The 19,637-nt window shown below is 40.7% G+C and carries 15 protein-coding genes; all 15 read right to left on the bottom strand.

Annotated features, from left to right (window positions below):
* Window positions 1–56: 56 nt before the first annotated feature.
* The gene (locus AC2TDL_RS18580) at window positions 57–1,067 is read right to left on the bottom strand and encodes a polysaccharide deacetylase family protein (protein ID WP_484697549.1); all 1,011 of its coding nucleotides are present in this window, start codon (window positions 1,065–1,067) and stop codon (window positions 57–59) included.
* A 166-nt stretch (window positions 1,068–1,233) separates the two neighbouring features.
* Window positions 1,234–3,333: a polyribonucleotide nucleotidyltransferase gene (gene pnp / locus AC2TDL_RS18575; RefSeq protein ID WP_484697548.1), complete on the bottom strand. Its 2,100-nt coding sequence runs from the start codon at window positions 3,331–3,333 to the stop codon at window positions 1,234–1,236.
* Window positions 3,334–3,434: 101 nt separating this feature from the next.
* Window positions 3,435–3,704 (bottom strand): 30S ribosomal protein S15, encoded by a 270-nt coding sequence (rpsO, locus tag AC2TDL_RS18570; protein WP_484697547.1) that lies wholly within the window; start codon window positions 3,702–3,704, stop codon window positions 3,435–3,437.
* Window positions 3,705–3,840: 136 nt separating this feature from the next.
* Window positions 3,841–4,788 (bottom strand): bifunctional riboflavin kinase/FAD synthetase, encoded by a 948-nt coding sequence (locus tag AC2TDL_RS18565; protein ID WP_484697546.1) that lies wholly within the window; start codon window positions 4,786–4,788, stop codon window positions 3,841–3,843.
* Window positions 4,789–4,825: 37 nt separating this feature from the next.
* Window positions 4,826–5,734: a tRNA pseudouridine(55) synthase TruB gene (gene truB, locus AC2TDL_RS18560; RefSeq protein ID WP_484697545.1), complete on the bottom strand. Its 909-nt coding sequence runs from the start codon at window positions 5,732–5,734 to the stop codon at window positions 4,826–4,828.
* Window positions 5,734–6,723 carry a DHH family phosphoesterase gene (locus tag AC2TDL_RS18555; RefSeq protein ID WP_484697544.1) on the bottom strand — a complete coding sequence of 330 codons (990 nt, stop codon included), beginning with the start codon at window positions 6,721–6,723 and terminating at the stop codon, window positions 5,734–5,736. Before AC2TDL_RS18555 ends, truB begins: the two co-directional genes overlap by 1 nt.
* Window positions 6,720–7,076: a 30S ribosome-binding factor RbfA gene (gene rbfA / locus AC2TDL_RS18550; RefSeq protein ID WP_484697543.1), complete on the bottom strand. Its 357-nt coding sequence runs from the start codon at window positions 7,074–7,076 to the stop codon at window positions 6,720–6,722. Before rbfA ends, AC2TDL_RS18555 begins: the two co-directional genes overlap by 4 nt.
* 7 nt (window positions 7,077–7,083) lie before the next feature.
* Window positions 7,084–9,630, bottom strand: coding sequence for a translation initiation factor IF-2 (gene infB / locus AC2TDL_RS18545; RefSeq protein ID WP_484701283.1), 2,547 nt, complete (start codon window positions 9,628–9,630; stop codon window positions 7,084–7,086).
* Window positions 9,631–9,692: 62 nt separating this feature from the next.
* A complete protein-coding gene (locus AC2TDL_RS18540) occupies window positions 9,693–10,016 on the bottom strand; it encodes a L7Ae/L30e/S12e/Gadd45 family ribosomal protein (RefSeq protein WP_484697542.1) in 324 nt (107 codons plus the stop codon).
* Window positions 10,009–10,314 (bottom strand): RNase P modulator RnpM, encoded by a 306-nt coding sequence (rnpM, locus tag AC2TDL_RS18535; protein WP_484697541.1) that lies wholly within the window; start codon window positions 10,312–10,314, stop codon window positions 10,009–10,011. The genes AC2TDL_RS18540 and rnpM overlap by 8 nt, the downstream gene beginning before the upstream one ends.
* A gap of 24 nt (window positions 10,315–10,338) precedes the next feature.
* Window positions 10,339–11,436, bottom strand: coding sequence for a transcription termination factor NusA (gene nusA / locus AC2TDL_RS18530; protein WP_484697540.1), 1,098 nt, complete (start codon window positions 11,434–11,436; stop codon window positions 10,339–10,341).
* A gap of 33 nt (window positions 11,437–11,469) precedes the next feature.
* On the bottom strand, window positions 11,470–11,931 hold the full coding sequence (rimP, locus tag AC2TDL_RS18525) for a ribosome maturation factor RimP (RefSeq protein WP_484697539.1): 462 nt from the start codon (window positions 11,929–11,931) through the stop codon (window positions 11,470–11,472).
* Window positions 11,932–12,415: 484 nt separating this feature from the next.
* Complete coding sequence (locus tag AC2TDL_RS18520) at window positions 12,416–16,735, bottom strand: PolC-type DNA polymerase III (RefSeq protein ID WP_484697538.1); 4,320 nt, start codon at window positions 16,733–16,735, stop codon at window positions 12,416–12,418.
* A 108-nt stretch (window positions 16,736–16,843) separates the two neighbouring features.
* Window positions 16,844–18,292 (bottom strand): proline--tRNA ligase, encoded by a 1,449-nt coding sequence (gene proS, locus AC2TDL_RS18515; protein WP_484697537.1) that lies wholly within the window; start codon window positions 18,290–18,292, stop codon window positions 16,844–16,846.
* Between the two features lie 9 nt (window positions 18,293–18,301).
* Entirely contained in the window at window positions 18,302–19,564 is a 1,263-nt protein-coding gene (gene rseP, locus AC2TDL_RS18510) for an RIP metalloprotease RseP (protein ID WP_484697536.1), read from the bottom strand.
* Window positions 19,565–19,637: the final 73 nt, after the last annotated feature.

Here is a 19,637-nt window from a genome sequence, read left to right as displayed (position 1 = left end):
TGCTTAAAACTATTTGCTTACTCTGCATTCAATATAATTACAATGATAACACGATATTAAAATATGTCCAATCCTGTCGACCTTTGTTCTAGTCGATCAGAAGATAAAGTATGCGATACCGTACCTGGGGAATACCCTCGTTCTTTTATAATCGTTAACAATTGCGGCAATGAGTTGGCTGTTGCCGAGGTTGGATGCATAAGGATTAATGCTCCTGGCTCTAACTTATTGCTAACACGAGCAATTACTTGCTCTACTGTTGGATTGCGCCAATCGATCGTATCTATCGTCCAAAGTACAGTTAGCAGTCCTTGATTTCTCGCTGCTTTTACTGTCGTTGCATTAAATGAACCAGAGGGCGGCGCGAACCATTTATTATGTACACCAAGTTCTTTTAAGAGTGATTCGGTTTTAAGAATTTGTTGCTTTTGATCGTATTCAGAAAGCTTTGCCATATCGGGATGAGAATAAGCATGATTGGAAAGCTCATGTCCTTCCTCTAAAATACGCAGAGCTAGCTCTTTATTTTTGCTTAGCCATGTGCCATCCATAAAAAACGTTGCTTTAACCTCTTCCTTGCGCAATACTTCAAGAATAGGCTCGATATATTCATTCCCCCATGCAACATTAATCATCAGACCGATTGCTTTTTTCTCAGGGTTTCCCTTATAGATTGGCTGACTGCCCAAATCTTCTAGTTGCACTGCAGGTTCTACCTCGCGATAAATAAGTTGCAGCTTACTGCCGCGAGCCTTATTTAAGTTGGCTTCAAAGGTTGCTTCAATATCAACTTCAAGTCCGTTATAGCCAGGAATTGCTTTATAAACTCTATCGATACGAGCATTAATCGGGGGAATGCGATTACGTTCTGCTTCAGCTTTAATTTGCTGTAACAGCTGATGTTTCTCTTCATTTGTAAGATTAACCTGAAAAAACGTATAAACAGCATCATTTTCTTTAACATGCTGAATAAAGCTAGTTACATTTCCATTTAGTTTTATTAAAACAATAACCATCAATGTGCTGGCTGCTATGAAGGATGCTTTCTTCCACTGTAACCACTTCACTTTACTCACTCCACTCATTACATAGATTCCTTTACGTACAAGCCTAGCCTGTACTATATGCTATGAATGGCTAGTGAATAATATGTGTTCAGCTATATGAAAACGCAAAAAAAGAGACAGATGCACTCTGACTCTTCTCGCTCACTTATTTATCGTTATTAGTTGCTTATGCTTTAGGCTCTTCAGCTTGGATAACCGCCTTACGTGACAAATTAATACGTCCTTGCGCATCGATTTCTGTTACTTTAACAGTAATTTGGTCACCAATTTTTACAACATCTTCGCATTTCGCTACGCGCTCAGTTGATAGCTGAGAAATATGCACAAGACCATCTTTATTCGGTAAAATTTCTACAAATACGCCGAATTTTTCAATTCGTTTTACCGTCCCCAGATAAATTTCACCAACAACGACTTCCTTGACGATTCCTTCAATAATCGCTTTTGCACGCTGATTCATTTCTTCATTTGCAGAAGCGATAAATACTGAACCGTCTTGCTCAATATCAATTTTCACGCCGGTTTCTTCGATAATTTTATTAATAATTTTACCGCCTGAACCGATAACATCACGAATTTTATCAGGATTAATTTTCATGCTAAGTATTTTTGGAGCGTACTTAGATAGAGTCGGACGAGGAGCTTTCATAACCTCTTCCATCTTACCCAAAATGAACAAACGCCCCTCTCTTGCTTGCTCTAATGCTTGTTTCAAAATTGCACGATCAATACCTGCAATCTTAATATCCATTTGAATCGCTGTAACGCCTTCTGCTGTACCAGCAACTTTAAAGTCCATGTCACCAAGATGATCTTCCATACCTTGAATGTCTGATAAGATCGAGAAGTGATCACCATCTTTAATTAGACCCATTGCGATCCCTGCAACTGGTGCCTTAATTGGAACCCCTGCATCCATCATAGCTAGTGTACTTGCGCAAATACTTGCTTGTGATGTCGAACCATTAGACTCCAAGACCTCGGACACAAGACGAATTGTGTAAGGGAATTCTTCCTCAGATGGAATAACTTTGGAAAGTGCACGTTCACCAAGCGCACCATGTCCAATTTCACGACGTCCAGGTGGACGAAGCGGTCTTGCTTCACCAACAGAGAATGGTGGGAAGTTATAATGATGCATAAAGCGTTTTGTTTCTTCTGTAGATAGACCATCTAAAATTTGCACATCGCCAAGTGCGCCAAGTGTACAAACACTTAATGCTTGGGTTTGTCCACGCGTAAACAAACCAGAACCGTGAGTGCGAGGCAATAATGCTACATCGCATTCGATCGGACGAATTTCATTTAAAGCACGACCATCTGGACGAACTTTATCATGAGTAATTAAGCGACGAACTTCTTCCTTCACAATATCGTAAAGAACTTCTTTCACATCGTTAATTAGCTCAGGTGTTTCTGCATAAACTTCTTCAAAATGTGCAACGGTTTCAGCATTTATCGCATCAATTGCTTCTTGACGTGCTTGTTTTTCAGGAATTTTAACTGCTTCAATTAAGCGCTCAGCTGCAAAAGCACGAACAGCATCGTTTACGTTTTCGTCGACTGTATGTAAAACGACTTCCATTTTTTCTTTTCCAGCAAGCTGTTGAAGCTCTTCAATTGCAGGAATTAATTGCTTAATTGCTTCATGACCAAACATAATCGCTTCAAGCATTACTTCCTCTGGAACTTCATTTGCCTCTGCTTCTACCATCATAATCGCATCTTTCGTTCCTGAAACAACGACATAAATATCCGATTGCTGTTCTTGTTCAACGGTTGGGTTAATAATAAATTCCCCGTTGATACGACCAACAATGACTCCTCCGATTGGACCATTAAAAGGTACATCAGAAATTGTCAAAGCTGCAGAAGTACCAATCATTGCAGCGATTTCTGGTGAGCAATCTTGATCCACTGACATAACGATGTTGGCAATTTGCACATCATTACGGAAGCCTTCAGGGAACAATGGACGAATTGGACGGTCAGTTAGACGACTTGAAAGTATTGCTTTTTCACTCGGTCTACCTTCGCGTTTAATAAATCCGCCAGGAATTTTACCAACTGCATACAAACGTTCCTCATAGTTTACAGTTAACGGAAAGAAATCCAAGTCTTTAGGCTCAGAAGATGCTGTAACTGTACATAGAACAGCTGTTTCGCCATAACGAACCATTACAGCGGCGTTCGCTTGTTTGGCCAAACGACCAGTTTCAAAAACAAGTGGTCTTCCGCCCAATGTCGTTTCTACACGATGTTGCATTTAAACCCTCCTCTTCTATTACGAAAAAGCAACCCGAAAGCCTCCAGATCCGATTAAGGATCAACTTAAAGACTGCCAGGTTGCTTTTCATTACACTGATCTTAACGGCGTAGGCCTAGTTTTTCAATCAATGCGCTATAACGATTAACATCTTTCTTTTTAAGGTAAGCAAGCAACTTACGACGTTGACCTACCATTTTCAACAAGCCACGACGCGAATGATGATCTTTCTTGTGCGTACGTAAATGCTCTGTCAAATTAGTGATGTTTTCCGTTAGGATAGCGATTTGAACCTCAGGAGACCCAGTATCGCTTGCATGCGTTTTATGTGTCTCGATAAGTTCTTGTTTACGCTCTTGAGTAACTGCCATCCTGATTCACCTCCTTGTATAATCGCCATTAGCCTAGCATTCGGCGGTGAGCTCGAAATCCAAGCTAAGGTTCAGTTGAGCAGGCTAGCCTGACAACAAGTACTAGTATAACATACTTCAAAAGAATTTGTCGAGTTTAGTTTTGAGCTAGTATTGCTTTTGCTTGAGCCGCATCCTGGCCGATTTGCTCAATTAATTGCTCAATACTAGCAAAACGTTGCTCCTTGCGGATAAAGGAAACAAACTCAATTCGAATCTGCTGCTCATAAATATTCTCTGAAAAATCGAACAAGTGCGCCTCCATCACTGGAACAATCTCATCGGCATTAAAGGTAGGCTTCATCCCGTGATTTAACACACCATGAAACTGACGATCTCCAATGTATGCTTTTATAGCATAAACACCAAGGGCAAGAGTGACATAAGGCTCAGTAAACTGTAAATTAGCTGTAGGAAAACCTATTGTCCGCCCTCGTTGATCGCCTGTTACCACCTTTCCCTCTACTGAAAATCTTCTGCCGAGCAAATGATTTGCTTCTTCAATCCGCCCTTGCTCCAAATATTCACGAATGATGGTGCTGCTTACCTTTAAGCCATCTAACTCAAAGGCTTCAACTATTTCAACCGTGATTTCAGGCTCACAAAGCTCTTTTAAGCTCTCCGTGTTGCCTGCTCCTTTTGCTCCAAAGCGAAAATCAAAGCCAGCAACGACGTTAACTACTGATAACTGCTTCAATATCTCCTCTACGAAGGCATGAGGCGTGATATTTGAAAATGTCTTATCAAAGCTAACAACAAAGGCATAGTCGACACCCAGCTCCGCAAAATAATCCAGTTTAGTCTTTAATGGCGTTAAGCATTGATAATACTGCTCACCTTGTCCCAATATAGCTTTAGGATGTGGGTGGAACGTCATTACTGCAGAAGCAATGCCTCGTTCCTTTGCAGTATTGATCGCCTTCTGAATCACTTGCTGATGCCCGCGATGAACACCATCAAAATGTCCAAGCGCAATTGAGAAGCTTTGATCGTCTAGCTCTATATCATTAAGAGATATAGGGTAAGTCAAAGTTATGATTTTCAAAGTTGACACACCTACATTTCATCATTAACATTTTACATCAAGAAAATACTTTGATCGGTGCAACGATTTGCTGTTTTTTGTTCAGTTGAAAAATACCTAAAAAAAGTCCAGCTTCATCAAAAATACGAATAAGTGCCCCATCTTTAAGTTCTTGATGTCCCGTTACGTCATTCCAATACAGCTTTTGACCTTGAACTGCATATTTACGTTTTTTTTCTATCACCACTGCAGCTGGAAGATGATCTATGGCTTTCGCTGGATCAATTAATGCTTCTTCCACTGTTCCGTTAGCAATATGCTGCTCTAATTGCTCCAGTGTAACACAATGTTCTCGGGTCAAGCCACCTGACATCGTACGAGTTAGCGCAGCCATTGCTGCAGGCACACCTAATGCCTTGCCGATATCTACACAAAGCGTACGGATATACGTCCCTTTTGAGCAAGTGACAGAAAAAGTGAACTGAGGGCGCGCTTGCTCCAAATCGAAAGACAGCAATTCAATTTCATGAATCGTTACTGTTCTTGCTTTTCGCTCAAGCGTAATCCCTTCACGGGCAAGCTCATATAAACGTTTGCCGTCAACTTTGACAGCGGAATACATAGGTGGAACCTGTGGAATATCTCCAATAAATGAATGAATCACTTTACGAATCTGTTCCTCAGTAACATGAACGTGATCTATTTGTTCTACAATATTACCGGATATATCCTCCGTGTCTGTTGCAATTCCTAACACAATTGTTGCTTCATAGGCTTTAGGGCGCTCTTGCAAATATTCCACAATTCGTGTACTTCTTCCTAAACAAAGTGGAAGCACACCCGTGACCATCGGATCAAGCGTTCCTGCATGTCCGATTCGCTTCATTCCAAGCATTCGTCTACATTTAGCAACAACATCATGCGAGGTCCAGCCAGCAGGCTTCCATATTGCTAATACGCCATCCATTATGTTAATTCTCCTCTAATTGCTTCAACAAGCATGTTTACACTTTCATCAATGTTGTCAGTTAACTTGCATCCTGCGGCACGTACATGTCCGCCTCCACCAAAGCTTTGGGCAACCTTTGACACATTTACTTTACCTGCTGAGCGAATGCTTGCTTTAAATACTCCGCTATCTGTTTGCTTAAATAGAATACCGACTTCAACACCCTCAACATTCAGTATGTAATTGACAATCCCTTCAACATCCTCTGCGAGTGCGCCAAATTTCGTAAAGTCCTCTTCTAAAATGACAACCCAGCCAATTCGTTGGTCTTCATTGAACGTAATTCGACTAAGGGCAGATTGTAAAAGCTTAAGCTTGCCCATCGTCATCTTTTCAAGTAAATGATCAGCTAGTTCATAGGCAGATACACCAAGTGAGAGTAAATGTGAAGCCATTGCTAAAACTGCAGGTGTTGTATTGGAGTAACGAAAACCACCTGTATCTGTCAATAGTCCTGAATAAAGTGCCTTTGCACATGACAAATCAGGTGTAAATGGAGTTTTTTGAATTAAATCATACAAAATTTCAACTGTTGCAGCAGCATCTGGTCGGATGATATTTAGATCACCGAAGCCATTATTTGTTGGATGATGATCGATGTTTAATAATGGAACGCCACTTTGCTTAATGCGCTCGTAAACATCTCCAATGCGCAATGCATCCGCACAATCCAGTGCAACAACAGCATCGAAGTTTAACGCTAAATTCTGATCGTATTTTAAAATGTCATCGTAACGGTACAAGTAACTTAAACGTCCAGGAAGTGAACTTTGATTTACGATTGTTACTTCTTTTCCATATTGTTCAAGCAACCAGCTCATCGCAGCACATGAGCTTATTGCATCACCGTCAGGATTTTCGTGTGCAACAACTAAATAAGAAGAATAGCCTTGTAAAAAGGCTATTGCTTCTTCTAGTTGAGCATCGTAAGACGCGTTAGTTTTCATTTTGTTTCAACATCCCCATTGATTTCAGATAATAACGCTTCAATGCGGCTGCCGTATTCGATACTGCTATCGAATTTAAATTGTAATTCAGGTGTGTGACGAAGTTTGATACGTTTGCCAAGCTCAGAGCGTAAATAGCCTGTTGCTTTAGACAATGCCTGCAAGGTCGCTTCCTTTTGCTCGTCATTGCCTAGCACACTTAAATATACGCGCGATAGTGACAAATCATTTGTTGTTTCAACACCTGTTACAGTAATGAAGCCAATGCGAGGATCCTTTAGCTCAGTTTGAATAATTTGGCTAAGCTCCTTTTTAATTTGTTCACTTACACGCCCTACACGAATTTTAGACATTTCTTACTCACCTCTCAACTGACTCCATAACAAACGCTTCGATTACGTCGCCTACTTTAATATCACTAAAGCGCTCAAGCGTGATACCACACTCAAAACCTTGGGTAACTTCTTTCGCATCATCTTTATATCGTTTCAAGGAATCAATTTTCCCTGTATAAACGACGATACCATCACGGATTAGACGAGCTTCAGCGGAACGAGTAACTTTGCCATCCGTTACCATACAACCAGCGATTGCTCCGACTTTTGAAAGTTTAAAGACGTTGCGAACTTCAGCATGACCGATAACAACCTCTTTATAAACTGGCTCAAGCAATCCTTTCATCGCTTGTTCGATTTCATCAATTACATTGTAAATGATGCTATGCAAACGAACGTCAACTTTCTCTTGTGCGATTGTTGGTTCAGCCTGTGGCTCAACACGTACGTTAAAGCCGATAACGATCGCATTCGATGCTGCAGCAAGGTTAATATCAGATTCAGTAATCGCACCTGCAGCGCTATGAATAATTTTAACGCGCACACCTTCAACTTCAATTTTAGAAAGTGAACCTTTTAACGCTTCGGCGGAACCTTGCACGTCTGCTTTTATAATGACGTTCAGTTCTTTCATTTCGCCTTCTTTAATATGGTTGTACAAGTCATCGAGTGTAACACGAGTGTTTGCACCCATTTCAGATTGACGCTGTTTAACTGCACGTTTCTCAGCGATTGAACGTGCTTTACGCTCATCTTCAAATACGATAAACGGATCGCCAGCAAGTGGTACTTCAGTTAGACCAGTAATCTCAACCGGAGTACATGGACCAGCTTCTTTTAAGCGACGTCCACGATCATTCACCATCGCTCTGACACGTCCGAAGCAAGTTCCAGCTACAAACGCATCTCCAACTTTTAGCGTACCATGTTGGATTAGTACAGTAGCAACTGGACCTTTACCTTTATCTAGCTCCGCTTCGATAACTGTACCGCGAGCGCGTTTGTTTGGATTAGCTTTATATTCATTTACCTCTGCAACTAGCAAGATCATTTCAAGCAGGTTTTCTAGACCGATACGTTGTTTCGCTGAAACTTCAACAAAGATCGTATCGCCGCCCCACTCTTCTGGTACTAGCTCATATTCGGTCATTTCTTGCTTAATTTTATCTACGTTTGCCTCTGGTTTGTCGATTTTGTTAACAGCAACAATGATTGGACAATTTGCTGCCTTAGCATGGTTAATCGCTTCTACCGTTTGCGGCATAATGCCGTCATCTGCAGCAACCACGATAATTGTAATATCGGTTACTTGTGCACCACGTGCACGCATTAATGTAAATGCTTCGTGACCTGGTGTATCAAGGAATGTAATCTTTTTACCATTGATCTCTACTTGATATGCACCAATATGCTGTGTAATACCGCCCGCTTCTCCTGTTGTTACATTCGTTTTGCGGATTGCATCTAGCAATGTTGTTTTACCATGGTCAACGTGTCCCATAATTGTAACAACTGGTGGACGAGGTAACAAATCAGCTTCATCATCCACTTCTTCAATTGTTTCGAAGTTATCTTCCTCTACAGGAATTTTCACTTCTACCTCAACACCATACTCACCAGCAATGAGCATGATTGCATCCATATCAACCTCTTGGTTGATTGTAGCCATAACCCCAAGGAAAAGCAGCTTCTTAATCACTTCAGAAGCATCTTTGTGCAACAATTTCGCAAGCTCGCCAACGGTTAATGTACCGCGAACAATAATTTTCTTTGGTGTATTGTCGATTTTCTCGCGAGGAGGCTGTTGCTGATTGTTGTTTTTACCTTTTCCTTTATTATTGCGGTTTGGTTTAAAATTAATGCTTGTACGACCATCTTCAAAGCGTTTATTACTATGTTTGCCTTTATTGATACGATCGTCTTTTGAATTGTCGTAACGTGACTCAAAGCCTTTTGCTGGAATCGTTGGTGGAGTAACCATTACTGTAGAACGAATGCTGTTGTTATTGTTTCCGCTTTGTGTACGAGCATTCCCTGAACCTTGGTTATTTCCTTGATTTCGATTTCCAGTTTGTCCGCCGCCTTGTGGACGATTATTACCGCCATGAGAACGTTGTTGATTTTGCGGACGGTTATTCCCTTGTGGACGATTATTGTTTTGACCTCTGTCTTTATGTCCTTGACCTTGTTGCGCTTTTGATTTTTGATCGCGCTGTTCATGATTTCCTGATGTTCGTCCAGCTTGTGTTTGTTGTGGACGTTGCTCACGTGTTTGATTTTCGCTCATATTATTCGAATTCATTGTCCCCTGTCTTTTTTCTTCTATATTTTGATTTTGATTTTTTGCTTGTGGTGTAGCTTGAACATTTGCCGCTTGGGTACTGCTAGTTTCTTTTGCTTTATCAACATTTGACTCAGCATTTGTTTTCTTAACTGCAGCGTTCTCCTTTATTTCACGAAAAAATCCTTCGACTTTAGCTACCATTTCATTTTCCATGACGCTCATATGGTTGTTTACAGGTAAACCTAGCCTTTTAAGTATGGTGATTATTTCTTTGCTGCTCATATTCATGGATTTTGCATATTCATAAACTCGCAGCTTTTCTTTATTTTCCTTACTATCTTGTTTATTACTCAAGTAAGATCCACCTCCATATTTTGGCTTAAGTGACCAGCAATCAATCTAGCGAATTGCACGTCAACTACTGCGATTACAACTCTTTCTGGCTTCCCGATTGCTCTCCCTAGACTAAAGCGATCATAAGCTTCAACTAAAGCAACCTGATAACTATTACATTTATCTTGAAATTTCTTCTTTGTATTTTGTGAAGCATCGCCTGCAATAATAACTAGCTGCGCCTTTTTTGTTCGAATTGCTTTAAGTACGATTTCATCGCCAGTAGCTAGCTTACCTGCACGCATTGCCATGCCTAGGGCCGATAATGCTTTATCATTCATCAGCTAACTCCTTACTAGCGAGAAATTCATCCTCAATTTTAATAAAATCTGCTTCAAGCTGATCATAAATTTCATTAGCTACAGGCTGCTTCAATGCACGATCGAGTGCCTTGCTTTTTTTTGCCAGCTTAAAACAACTTAGCTTGCCGCATAAATAAGCGCCACGACCTGATTTTTTTCCAGTCAGATCGATTAGAACTTCTTCGTTCGGTGTCCGTACGACCCGAATTAGTTCCTTCTTCGGCATCATTTCTTGGCAAGCCACACATTTGCGAAGCGGTACTTTTCTTGGTCTCATCGCACACCCTCCAAACTGAATGAACTAATCAATAGATACAGAATCTTGATGCATCACTTCTTGCGAAGTTTTAGGGCGCCCAAATTCCTGTTCTGCTTGAGTTTCGGATTTAATGTCTATTTTCCAGCCAGTTAACTTAGCTGCTAGACGTGCATTTTGACCTTTAATTCCAATCGCAAGCGATAATTGATAGTCTGGAACGATTACACGAGCCATTTTTTCAGCTTCGAATACGATAACCTCAAGCACCTTAGAAGGACTAAGTGCATTAGCAACATATTCTTCGATATTGTCAGACCAGCGTACAATATCAATTTTCTCGCCTTTAAGTTCGTTCACAATTGTTTGTACACGCATTCCTTTAGGACCAACACAGGAGCCTACTGGATCAACCTCGCTGTTACGAGAGTGTACAGCAATTTTGGAACGAAAACCCGCTTCACGCGCAACGGAACGAATTTCAACGACACCATCATAAATTTCTGGTACTTCAAGTTCAAAAAGTCGTTTTAATAGTCCTGGATGAGTACGAGATAAAATAATTTGCGGTCCTTTAGTTGTATTTTCTACCTTTGTAATAAAAGCCTTTACGCGATCAAGATGCTTAAATTTATCTGTCGGCATAAGCTCAGTTAGCGGCAAAACAGCTTCAACCTTGCCTAAGTCCACATATAAATTGCGCGTATCTTGTCTCTGTACAAGGCCTGTAACAATATCTTCTTCTTTATCAATAAATGCATTATAGATTAGGCCTCGCTCAGCTTCGCGAATGCGCTGCATAACCACTTGCTTTGCCGTCTGTGCCGCAATTCGACCGAAATCACGTGGCGTAACTTCAATTTCTGCAATGTCGTCAAGTTGATAATGAGGATTTACCTCACGAGCAGATTCTAGAGAAATTTCCAATCTAGGATCTAATACATCCTCAACAACTGTTTTACGGGCATATACTTTAATAACACCATTGTGACGATTAATCTCTACTCTAACATTTTGTGCAGTATTGAAGTTGCGTTTATAGCTGGAAATTAGTGCTGCTTCAATTGCGTCTAAAAGCACTTCTTGCGAAATTCCCTTTTCTTTCGCAATTTCTTGCAGTGCTTCAATAAACTCCATACTCATTGGAATTCTGTTCCTCCTTTCACGAATAAAAAGCTAGAAAATAATTGCAAGTCTTGCACTTGCAACTTTAGCATAAGGTATTGTATAGTCATGATTTCCTACACGGACGGTTAATTGTTCACCGTCGAATGCAAGAAGCTGGCCTTCAAATTCCTTCATTTTTTGAATTGGTTCATATGTTGTAATAAAAACATTTTTACCAATTGCCTTGTGTACATCCTCAGACTTTTTAAGCGGGCGTTCCGCGCCAGGCGAAGATACTTCGAGGAAATAAGCACCCGAAATCGGCTCATGAATATCAAGCTGTTCACTTACATATTCACTAATTCGGACGCATTCATCAATATCAATCCCGCCCTCCTTATCACAGAAAATACGTAAATACCAGTTACTACCTTCTTTTACGTATTCAATATCCACCAATTCAAATCCATTTTCTTCAAGAAATGGTGTAACGATCGCTTCAACTGCCGATTTAATTGCTGATGCACTCAAATTTTTTTCCTCCTACAACTTTTGTAGCGTAAAAGAATTTGCTCCCTGTATACAAAAGTACTTCGGAAGCATTCACTTTAACATTTCATGTACAGCCTGTTGCTCCACTGTGTACATGAAATGTACCTCGGAAGCATAGGCTTTACTTTTGTAGCGTAAAAGAATTTGCTCCCTGTATACAAAAGTACTTCGGAAGCATTCACTTTAACATTTCATGTACAGCCTGTTGCTCCACTGCGTACATGAAATGTACCTCGGAAGCATAGGCTTTACTTTTGTAGCAAAATCAATTAGGCTTCCCTTAACAAAAGTACTCCGGAAGCTTTCGCTATACACTAGAAAATGCGTTAGCATTACAAATTTTTTTGTAAACAACACATAAAGAGTGGGTTTCCCCACTCTTTAATCGCCAATTCCTTATCATCATTGCCAGAAAAATTATACCATAATCATATTATAGTGACAAGAAATGATTTCTAATTGCTTAAAATAACGAAAGCTGATTCGATTCAGGTAAGCCGCGGAAACAGCCCATTCCATTTAGCAATTCAATGATCGTTTTTGAAGCCTTCGTGCGCATTTGGAAGTCCTCAATTGATAAAAACTCTCCGCCTTCCCTTGCTGCAGCAATATTACGTGCAGCGTTAACACCAATCCCAGCAACCGCGGAAAACGGCGGAATAAGTGAGTCTCCATCCACAAGAAACTTCTCTGCATCAGAACGGTACAGATCGATCGGCTTAAATGAGAAACCGCGAGCTGTCATTTCAAGGCTCATTTCCAATTGAGATAGCATCGCTTTTTCTTTTGCCGTAGCATTAAAGCCTTTTGCTTCAATTTCCTCTATACGTTTGTATATAGCATCGTAACCTTGACATAATAAGTCAAGCTCAAAATCATCCGCACGGACGGTAAAATAAGTTGCATAAAACTCAATCGGGTAATACAGCTTAAAGAAGGCTGTACGCACTGCCGAAATAACGTAAGCTGCCGCATGGGCTTTCGGGAACATATACTCAATCTTTAGACAGGAATCAATATACCACTGCGGTACATTGCATTTTTTCATTTCCTCAATCCATTCTGGAGTAAGGCCTTTACCTTTACGAACGCTCTCGGTAATTTTGAACGCAAGAGATGCATCCATTCCAGCTTTATAAATTAAATAAAGCATAATATCGTCACGACAACCGATAACGGTTTTAATCGTACACGTTTTATTTTTAATCAATTCTTGAGCATTGCCAAGCCATACGCCTGTTCCATGGGATAGCCCAGAAATTTGCAGCAAGTCAGCAAAGGTTGACGGCTGTGTTTCTTCAAGCATTTGGCGAACGAATTTCGTTCCCATTTCTGGTACCCCATATGTTGCAACAGCACTACGAATTTGCTGCGGCGTAACGCCTAATGCCTCTGTCGAGTTAAACAAGCTCATTACCTTCGGATCATTCATAGGAATGGTCGTCGGATCAACACCAGTTAGGTCTTGCAGCATCCGCATCATTGTCGGATCATCGTGACCAAGAATATCGAGCTTAAGCAAGTTTTCATCGAACGCATGGTAGTCAAAATGCGTTGTTTTCCATTCTGCAGAAGTATCATCAGCTGGATATTGAACTGGGGTTACATCTTCTACCTCGATATAGTCAGGGACAACGACGATACCGCCAGGATGCTGACCAGTGCTTCGTTTAACCCCGGTACATCCGCTTGCTAATCTAGCAAGCTCAGCACTGCGCCATTTCTTGCCGTGCTCTTCCTGATACTTTTTGGCAAAGCCATACGCTGTTTTTTCCGCGACTGTACCGATTGTTCCTGCACGGAATACGTTTTTCTCACCGAACAGCACCTTCGTATAGTTATGGGCATGTGGTTGATATTCACCTGAGAAGTTCAAGTCAATATCGGGAACTTTGTCGCCTTTAAAGCCAAGGAATGTTTCAAACGGAATATCCTGTCCTTCCCCTTTTAGCGGCTTTCCGCATTTCGGACAATCCTTGTTAGGCAAGTCAAATCCGCTCGGCACGCTACCATCTAAAAACCATTCACTGTACTTACATTCCTTGTTAAGACATAAGTAATGGGCTGGCAATGGATTAACCTCAGAGATGCCTAAAAACGTCGCTACTACGGAGGATCCTACAGAGCCCCGCGATCCAACGAGATAGCCATCAGAATTTGATTTTTTTACCAGCTTTTCGGAAATTAGATAGTTTGCCGAGAAACCATATTTTATAATTGGCACAAGCTCTTTCTCTAAGCGATCAATAACAACTTGCGGCAATGGTTCGCCATACATCTCTTTAGCAGTTGTATAACAAGTATTGCGAATTTCATCATCCGCTCCTTCAATGTTAGGAACGAATAGCTGCTTAGGAAACATATCGTATACTTCAAAGCGATCTGCCAGCTCATTTGGATTTTTGATTACGACCTCGTAAGCAATTTCCTCACCTAAAAACATAAATTCCTGTAACATTTCATCTGTCGTGCGGAAATGTGCGTCTGGCTTACGCATCGACTTCAATGGACTAAAGCCAGTGATACCATGGATCGTAATATCTCGATAAATTTTATCCTGTGGATTTAAGTAATGGACATTGCCTGTTGCGATAACTGGCTTGTTAAGCTTTACACCAATTTGATATATCCGTCTAAGTGCATCTTCAAGCTCAGCGCGACTGGCAACAAGTCCCTTCTCCACAAGATGAATGTAAAAATCAAGCGGCTGAATTTCTAACACATCATAAAACTGTGCAACTTCCTCTGCCTCTTCCTGCGACTTATTAAGAACGGTTTCGAAAAATTCGCCTTTTTCACAGCCAGAAACAACTAATAAGCCTTCACGCAACTCCATTAGCTTACTTTTAGGAATCGTAGGCATTTTATGATAATAATCGGTATGCGATAAGCTAATTAGTTTAAATAAGTTCTTTTTACCAACTGCATTTAAGGCGTATATGCAAGAATGGAATGGACGAACATTAGATAAATCCAAACCGACATAATCATTAAGCTGAGACAGTTTTACAATTTTGCGCTCTAATGTATCTTTAATTAAACCATTTAAAATTCCACCAAGCGCGATCGTATCGTCAATCGCACGGTGATGATTTTCTAATGATACTTTATATTTATCTGCTAATGTGTTAAGACGATGATTTTTCATCGTTGGATGTAATAATCTTGCAAGCTCAAGCGTATCTAAGACAGGATTGTTCAGTTCTAGCATGCCTAATCTTTTTAAATTCGCTTGAATAAAGCCAATATCAAAGCGAGCGTTATGCGCAACTAAAATATGATCCCCTACAAATTCAACAAATTGACGCAGCGTTGGCTCCAATTCAGGTGCATCTGCAACCATTTCATCAGTAATATTTGTAAGCTGTTGAATGTTATAAGGTATTTTTTCATGTGGATTGATAAAGGAACTGAAACGTTCAATTTCTTTACCTTGTCGCATTTTTACGCCTGCAATTTCGATAATTTTATTATGAATGACCGATAGGCCTGTTGTTTCAATATCAAATACGACATAAGTTGCTTCTTCAAGAGAGTCTTCTCTAGCATTCAAAACAATAGGAACAGCATCATTAACGAGATTTGCTTCAACCCCGTACAGAACCTTTATATCATGCTTTTTTGCAGCTTTTACTGCATCAGGATAACATTGCACATTACTATGATCGGTAATGGCAATAGCTTTATGGCCCCATTTAGCCGCTGTTGCAATATATTCGCCTACATGCGTAACAGCATCCATTGTACTCATCGAGGTGTGCAAATGAAATTCCACTCGTTTTTCTTTTGCGTGGTCCATGCGACTCGGCGGAGCACTCACTTCATGCAAATCATTTGGAATCATTACAAGCTCAGGCTCTTGCATAAAACGATCATATTCTACTTTCCCGCGAGCTCTAATCCATTTTTTATTGCTTAACTTACTTAATATTTTTACGTCTTCCTTCGTCTTAGCAAACACTTTCATCGCTAAGGAATCCGTGAAGTCCGTCAAATTAAACGTAAACAAAGTGCTGCCATTACGCAGCTCCTTTACCTCTAAGTTGAAAACCATCCCTTGAACAGCAATTTTCTTCTCTTCATCTACGACATTCATAAGCGGCACAATGTCGTCACGAATATCATAGCCGATTGCAAGACGAATAGGCTCTTCCCCATCTTCCTCTGGCTCAGCTTGCACCTCTGCTTGAGCTTGTGCCATTAGCTGTTGAATAGCTTCATTATTTTCCTGCTCAATTTGCTCCATAAATTGCTCATATACTTCTTCATTGCGCTGGGCAAGCTGCAATTTCACATGAATGGAGCGGGAAAAATATTGCAAGTAATAATTTTTGACTGACTCATCAATTTTCTTCTTACGTGCTAGCTCTAGCCCTGTTGCATCAAGTAAGCCAAGCGTTAAATTAGCTCCTGCTGCTTCTACTGTAGCTTTTTGCAGCCAGCCATTAACAGAAGGAATATTTTTTTGCGCCCACTCTAAAAATAGAGGCCAATATTGCAAAACAATGTTTTCAGTAGCAACAACGTCATCGTAAATCAATACAAATGAAGTACTCGCAATATGCGCAAACTTTTTACGAACCCCGTGCATAAAGCCATTATAGGCTTGTAAAGGTACTAAGGACGTTTTGCGAATGCAAAACGTCCAATCATTGTTGTGTTTATTTACGATAACTTGTTCAATATAGCCGTCGGCAAAATAAGCCTGAATGAGATCCTGCGGCAATCCCGCTTGCTCAAGCAGCATCTCAAAGCGTTGACGCTTGCCATCAGTAGGGTTCATAGTTATCACTCCTAACTATTTTAGAAGGTTAGGAGCAGGAACGCTCTCCTTACCTTCTAACATTTCAAAGCCATACTTAAACAAGAACGTTCAACCTTTATTAGAGCATTAATAAGCTCTTGCAAAGATAACGGTATGCTTAGCTTTTTCACCACAAACTAAGCAGTTTGTTTTATGATTTTCTGGCTCAAACGGAATGTTGCGGCTAGTTGCGCCAGTTTCCTCTTTAACTTGTTTCTCACAAGCATCTGAGCCGCACCAACCAGCTTCAACAAATCCACGTTTTTTCTCCATTGCAGCTTTCATTTCATCAAGTGTATCTACAGAATAAGAATTTTCAGCACGGAATGCCTTCGCACGCTCAAACATTTCTTTTTGTGTTTCATCTAACATTTTTTGCACTTCTTCGACAAGATTAGCTTGAGCAACAACTCGTTTTTCACCCGTAATCCGTGATACTAGCACGACTTGTCCATTGTCCATATCACGCGGACCAAGTTCTAAACGAAGCGGAATACCGCGCATTTCGTATTCGTTAAACTTCCAGCCAGGGCTTACATCGGAACGATCATCAACTTTCACGCGCACTCCTGCAGCTTTAAGCTGTTGATATAGCTCATCAACGCGTGCTACAACCGCATCACGTGTTTTTGCAGGTCCAATCGGAATCATAATTACTTGTGTAGGTGCTACTTTTGGCGGCAATGCAAGCCCGCGATCATCACCATGCACCATAATTAGTGACCCAATTAAGCGAGTACTTACTCCCCATGATGTAGTGTAGCAATATTGCAGTTCATTGTTACGATCTAAATATTTGATGTCAAAAGCAACTGCAAATTTATTACCTAGAAAATGAGAGGTACCTGCTTGAACCGCTCTTCCATCCTTCATCATTGCCTCGATAGAATAAGTGTTAACTGCTCCAGCAAAGCGTTCAGAAGGTGTTTTTTCTCCTTTAATTACAGGAATCGCAAGAAAGTCCTCTACAAACTCCGTATAGACATCAAGCATTTTTAACGTTTCTTCGCGAGCTTCCTCTTCTGTTTCATGGGCAGTATGTCCTTCCTGCCATAAAAACTCACTCGTACGCAAGAAAGGCAACGTTCTTTTTTCCCACCGCACAACGTTTGCCCACTGATTAATTAGCACTGGCAAATCACGATAGGACTGAATCCATTTTGCATACATATGACCGATCATTGTTTCAGATGTCGGACGAATGGCTAAACGCTCCTCTAATACCTCTCCAGCCGCTTCAGTTACCCAAGGCAGCTCAGGATTGAAGCCCTCAACATGATCTTTTTCCTTTTGGAAAAAGCTCTCCGGAATAAATAGAGGAAAGTAAGCATTACGGTGACCTGTTTCCTTAAATCGGCGATCAAGGTCACGCTGTATATTTTCCCAAAGTTCATATCCCTCAGGTCGGAAAACAATACATCCGCGTACAGGAGAATAGTCCATTAATTCAGCCTTTTTAATTACATCAATATACCAACGCGAGAAATCCTCTGATTGAGGTGTAATTTCCGTTACAAATTGTTTATCTTTAGCCATAGGCTAGCTTTACTCCCCTCGAATTAATCTTACTATGTCATTGTACGTGACAACTAGCATTAATACCATCAATAGTGCAAAACCAATAAAATGCACTAAGCCTTCTTTATTCGGACTAATTGGCTTACGGCGAATCGCTTCAATTCCAATAAAGATAAGACGGCTACCATCAAGTGCAGGAACTGGCAACAAGTTAAAAATACCTAAGTATAGACTTAGTGTTGCCGTCCAGCTCGTAAGCTGAACAATTCCCTGTCTTGCAATTTGACTTGTTACTTCTGCTGTACGAACAGGACCACCCAAATCATCAAGCTCAACTTGCAAGGTAACTAGCATTTTAAGCCCATCCATAATAAGAACAGTCATGTCCTTCATCAAGGTTGCACCGCCAGTTATGGTTTCTCCAAGATTAGGCGTTCTAGTACCATAAGCAGGCAGCACGCCTATTTTCCCTTCTCCATTTTCATTTGGAACTGGAGTTACAGTAACAGAACCAGCAACGCCATCACGAATATACTCAATCACAATCGGCACATTTGGATGCTCAGCAATGATATCGATCATCCGATTAACATCCGTGCCAATTTTTTCTCCATCAACCGCCGTTATGATATCTCCTTCCTGCAATTTCGCTTCAATTGCAGGCATCTCCGGAGTTAATTCGCCAATTTGCAAATTTTCCTTAACACCTGCCATTTGCACATACAGGATAAATAAAATAAAGGCTAGAATAAAATTCATCATTGGACCAGCAAAGATCGCCATTGCTCGTTGTCCAACAGTTTTTCCGCCAAATTGTCGGTCAAGTGGTGCAATTTGAGTTTCGTTGCCACGTGCAATGATAAGTGCCTGCGGATGAAGCTTATAATGCTCTACCTGGCCGTCAAGCTCCAAATCAATATGTAGATTACGCTCCATATCAACGGAGACGACCTCTCCACGTATTGTCTCTCTTCGCTCATCAAGGCGATCTAAGTAGATACGATGCACAATACCATCTTTTAGACGTATCGCTATCGTTTGACCTGGCTGTATTTCGATAAGCTCTGGATCTTCTCCTGCCATTCTTACAAATCCACCAGCAGGGATTAAACGCAGTGTATACCTTGTTTCGCCTCGTTTAAATGAGAAAAGCTTAGGCCCAAAGCCGATTGCAAATTCTCGCACAAGAATACCGGCACGTTTAGCAAAAAAGTAATGTCCCCACTCATGGACTGTAACAATTACAAAAAACACGAGCACGGTTAATAGTACCGTTTGAATCATTTGCATATATTAATAGCCTCCTATCGTTACGGCCTGTACATAGATTATCATTATTCTACTATGCGACACAAGAGAACTA

Source organism: Paenibacillus sp. plas6, from assembly GCF_057221655.1.
The sequence above is the reverse complement of the archived record's forward strand: the minus strand, read 5'-3'. Positions and strand labels throughout refer to the sequence as shown.

What these genes read in the sequence shown, in the direction of transcription:
- pnp (WP_484697548.1), bottom strand. Translation starts at nt 3,333, where the DNA reads ATGCAACATCGTGTAGAAACGACATTGGGCGGAAGACCACTTGTTTTT.
- rpsO (WP_484697547.1), bottom strand. Translation starts at nt 3,704, where the DNA reads ATGGCAGTTACTCAAGAGCGTAAACAAGAACTTATCGAGACACATAAA.
- truB (WP_484697545.1), bottom strand. Translation starts at nt 5,734, where the DNA reads ATGGATGGCGTATTAGCAATATGGAAGCCTGCTGGCTGGACCTCGCAT.
- AC2TDL_RS18555 (WP_484697544.1), bottom strand. Translation starts at nt 6,723, where the DNA reads ATGAAAACTAACGCGTCTTACGATGCTCAACTAGAAGAAGCAATAGCC.
- rbfA (WP_484697543.1), bottom strand. Translation starts at nt 7,076, where the DNA reads ATGTCTAAAATTCGTGTAGGGCGTGTAAGTGAACAAATTAAAAAGGAG.
- infB (WP_484701283.1), bottom strand. Translation starts at nt 9,630, where the DNA reads ATGAATATGAGCAGCAAAGAAATAATCACCATACTTAAAAGGCTAGGT.
- AC2TDL_RS18540 (WP_484697542.1), bottom strand. Translation starts at nt 10,016, where the DNA reads ATGAATGATAAAGCATTATCGGCCCTAGGCATGGCAATGCGTGCAGGT.
- rnpM (WP_484697541.1), bottom strand. Translation starts at nt 10,314, where the DNA reads ATGAGACCAAGAAAAGTACCGCTTCGCAAATGTGTGGCTTGCCAAGAA.
- nusA (WP_484697540.1), bottom strand. Translation starts at nt 11,436, where the DNA reads ATGAGTATGGAGTTTATTGAAGCACTGCAAGAAATTGCGAAAGAAAAG.
- AC2TDL_RS18520 (WP_484697538.1), bottom strand. Translation starts at nt 16,735, where the DNA reads ATGAACCCTACTGATGGCAAGCGTCAACGCTTTGAGATGCTGCTTGAG.
- proS (WP_484697537.1), bottom strand. Translation starts at nt 18,292, where the DNA reads ATGGCTAAAGATAAACAATTTGTAACGGAAATTACACCTCAATCAGAG.
- rseP (WP_484697536.1), bottom strand. Translation starts at nt 19,564, where the DNA reads ATGCAAATGATTCAAACGGTACTATTAACCGTGCTCGTGTTTTTTGTA.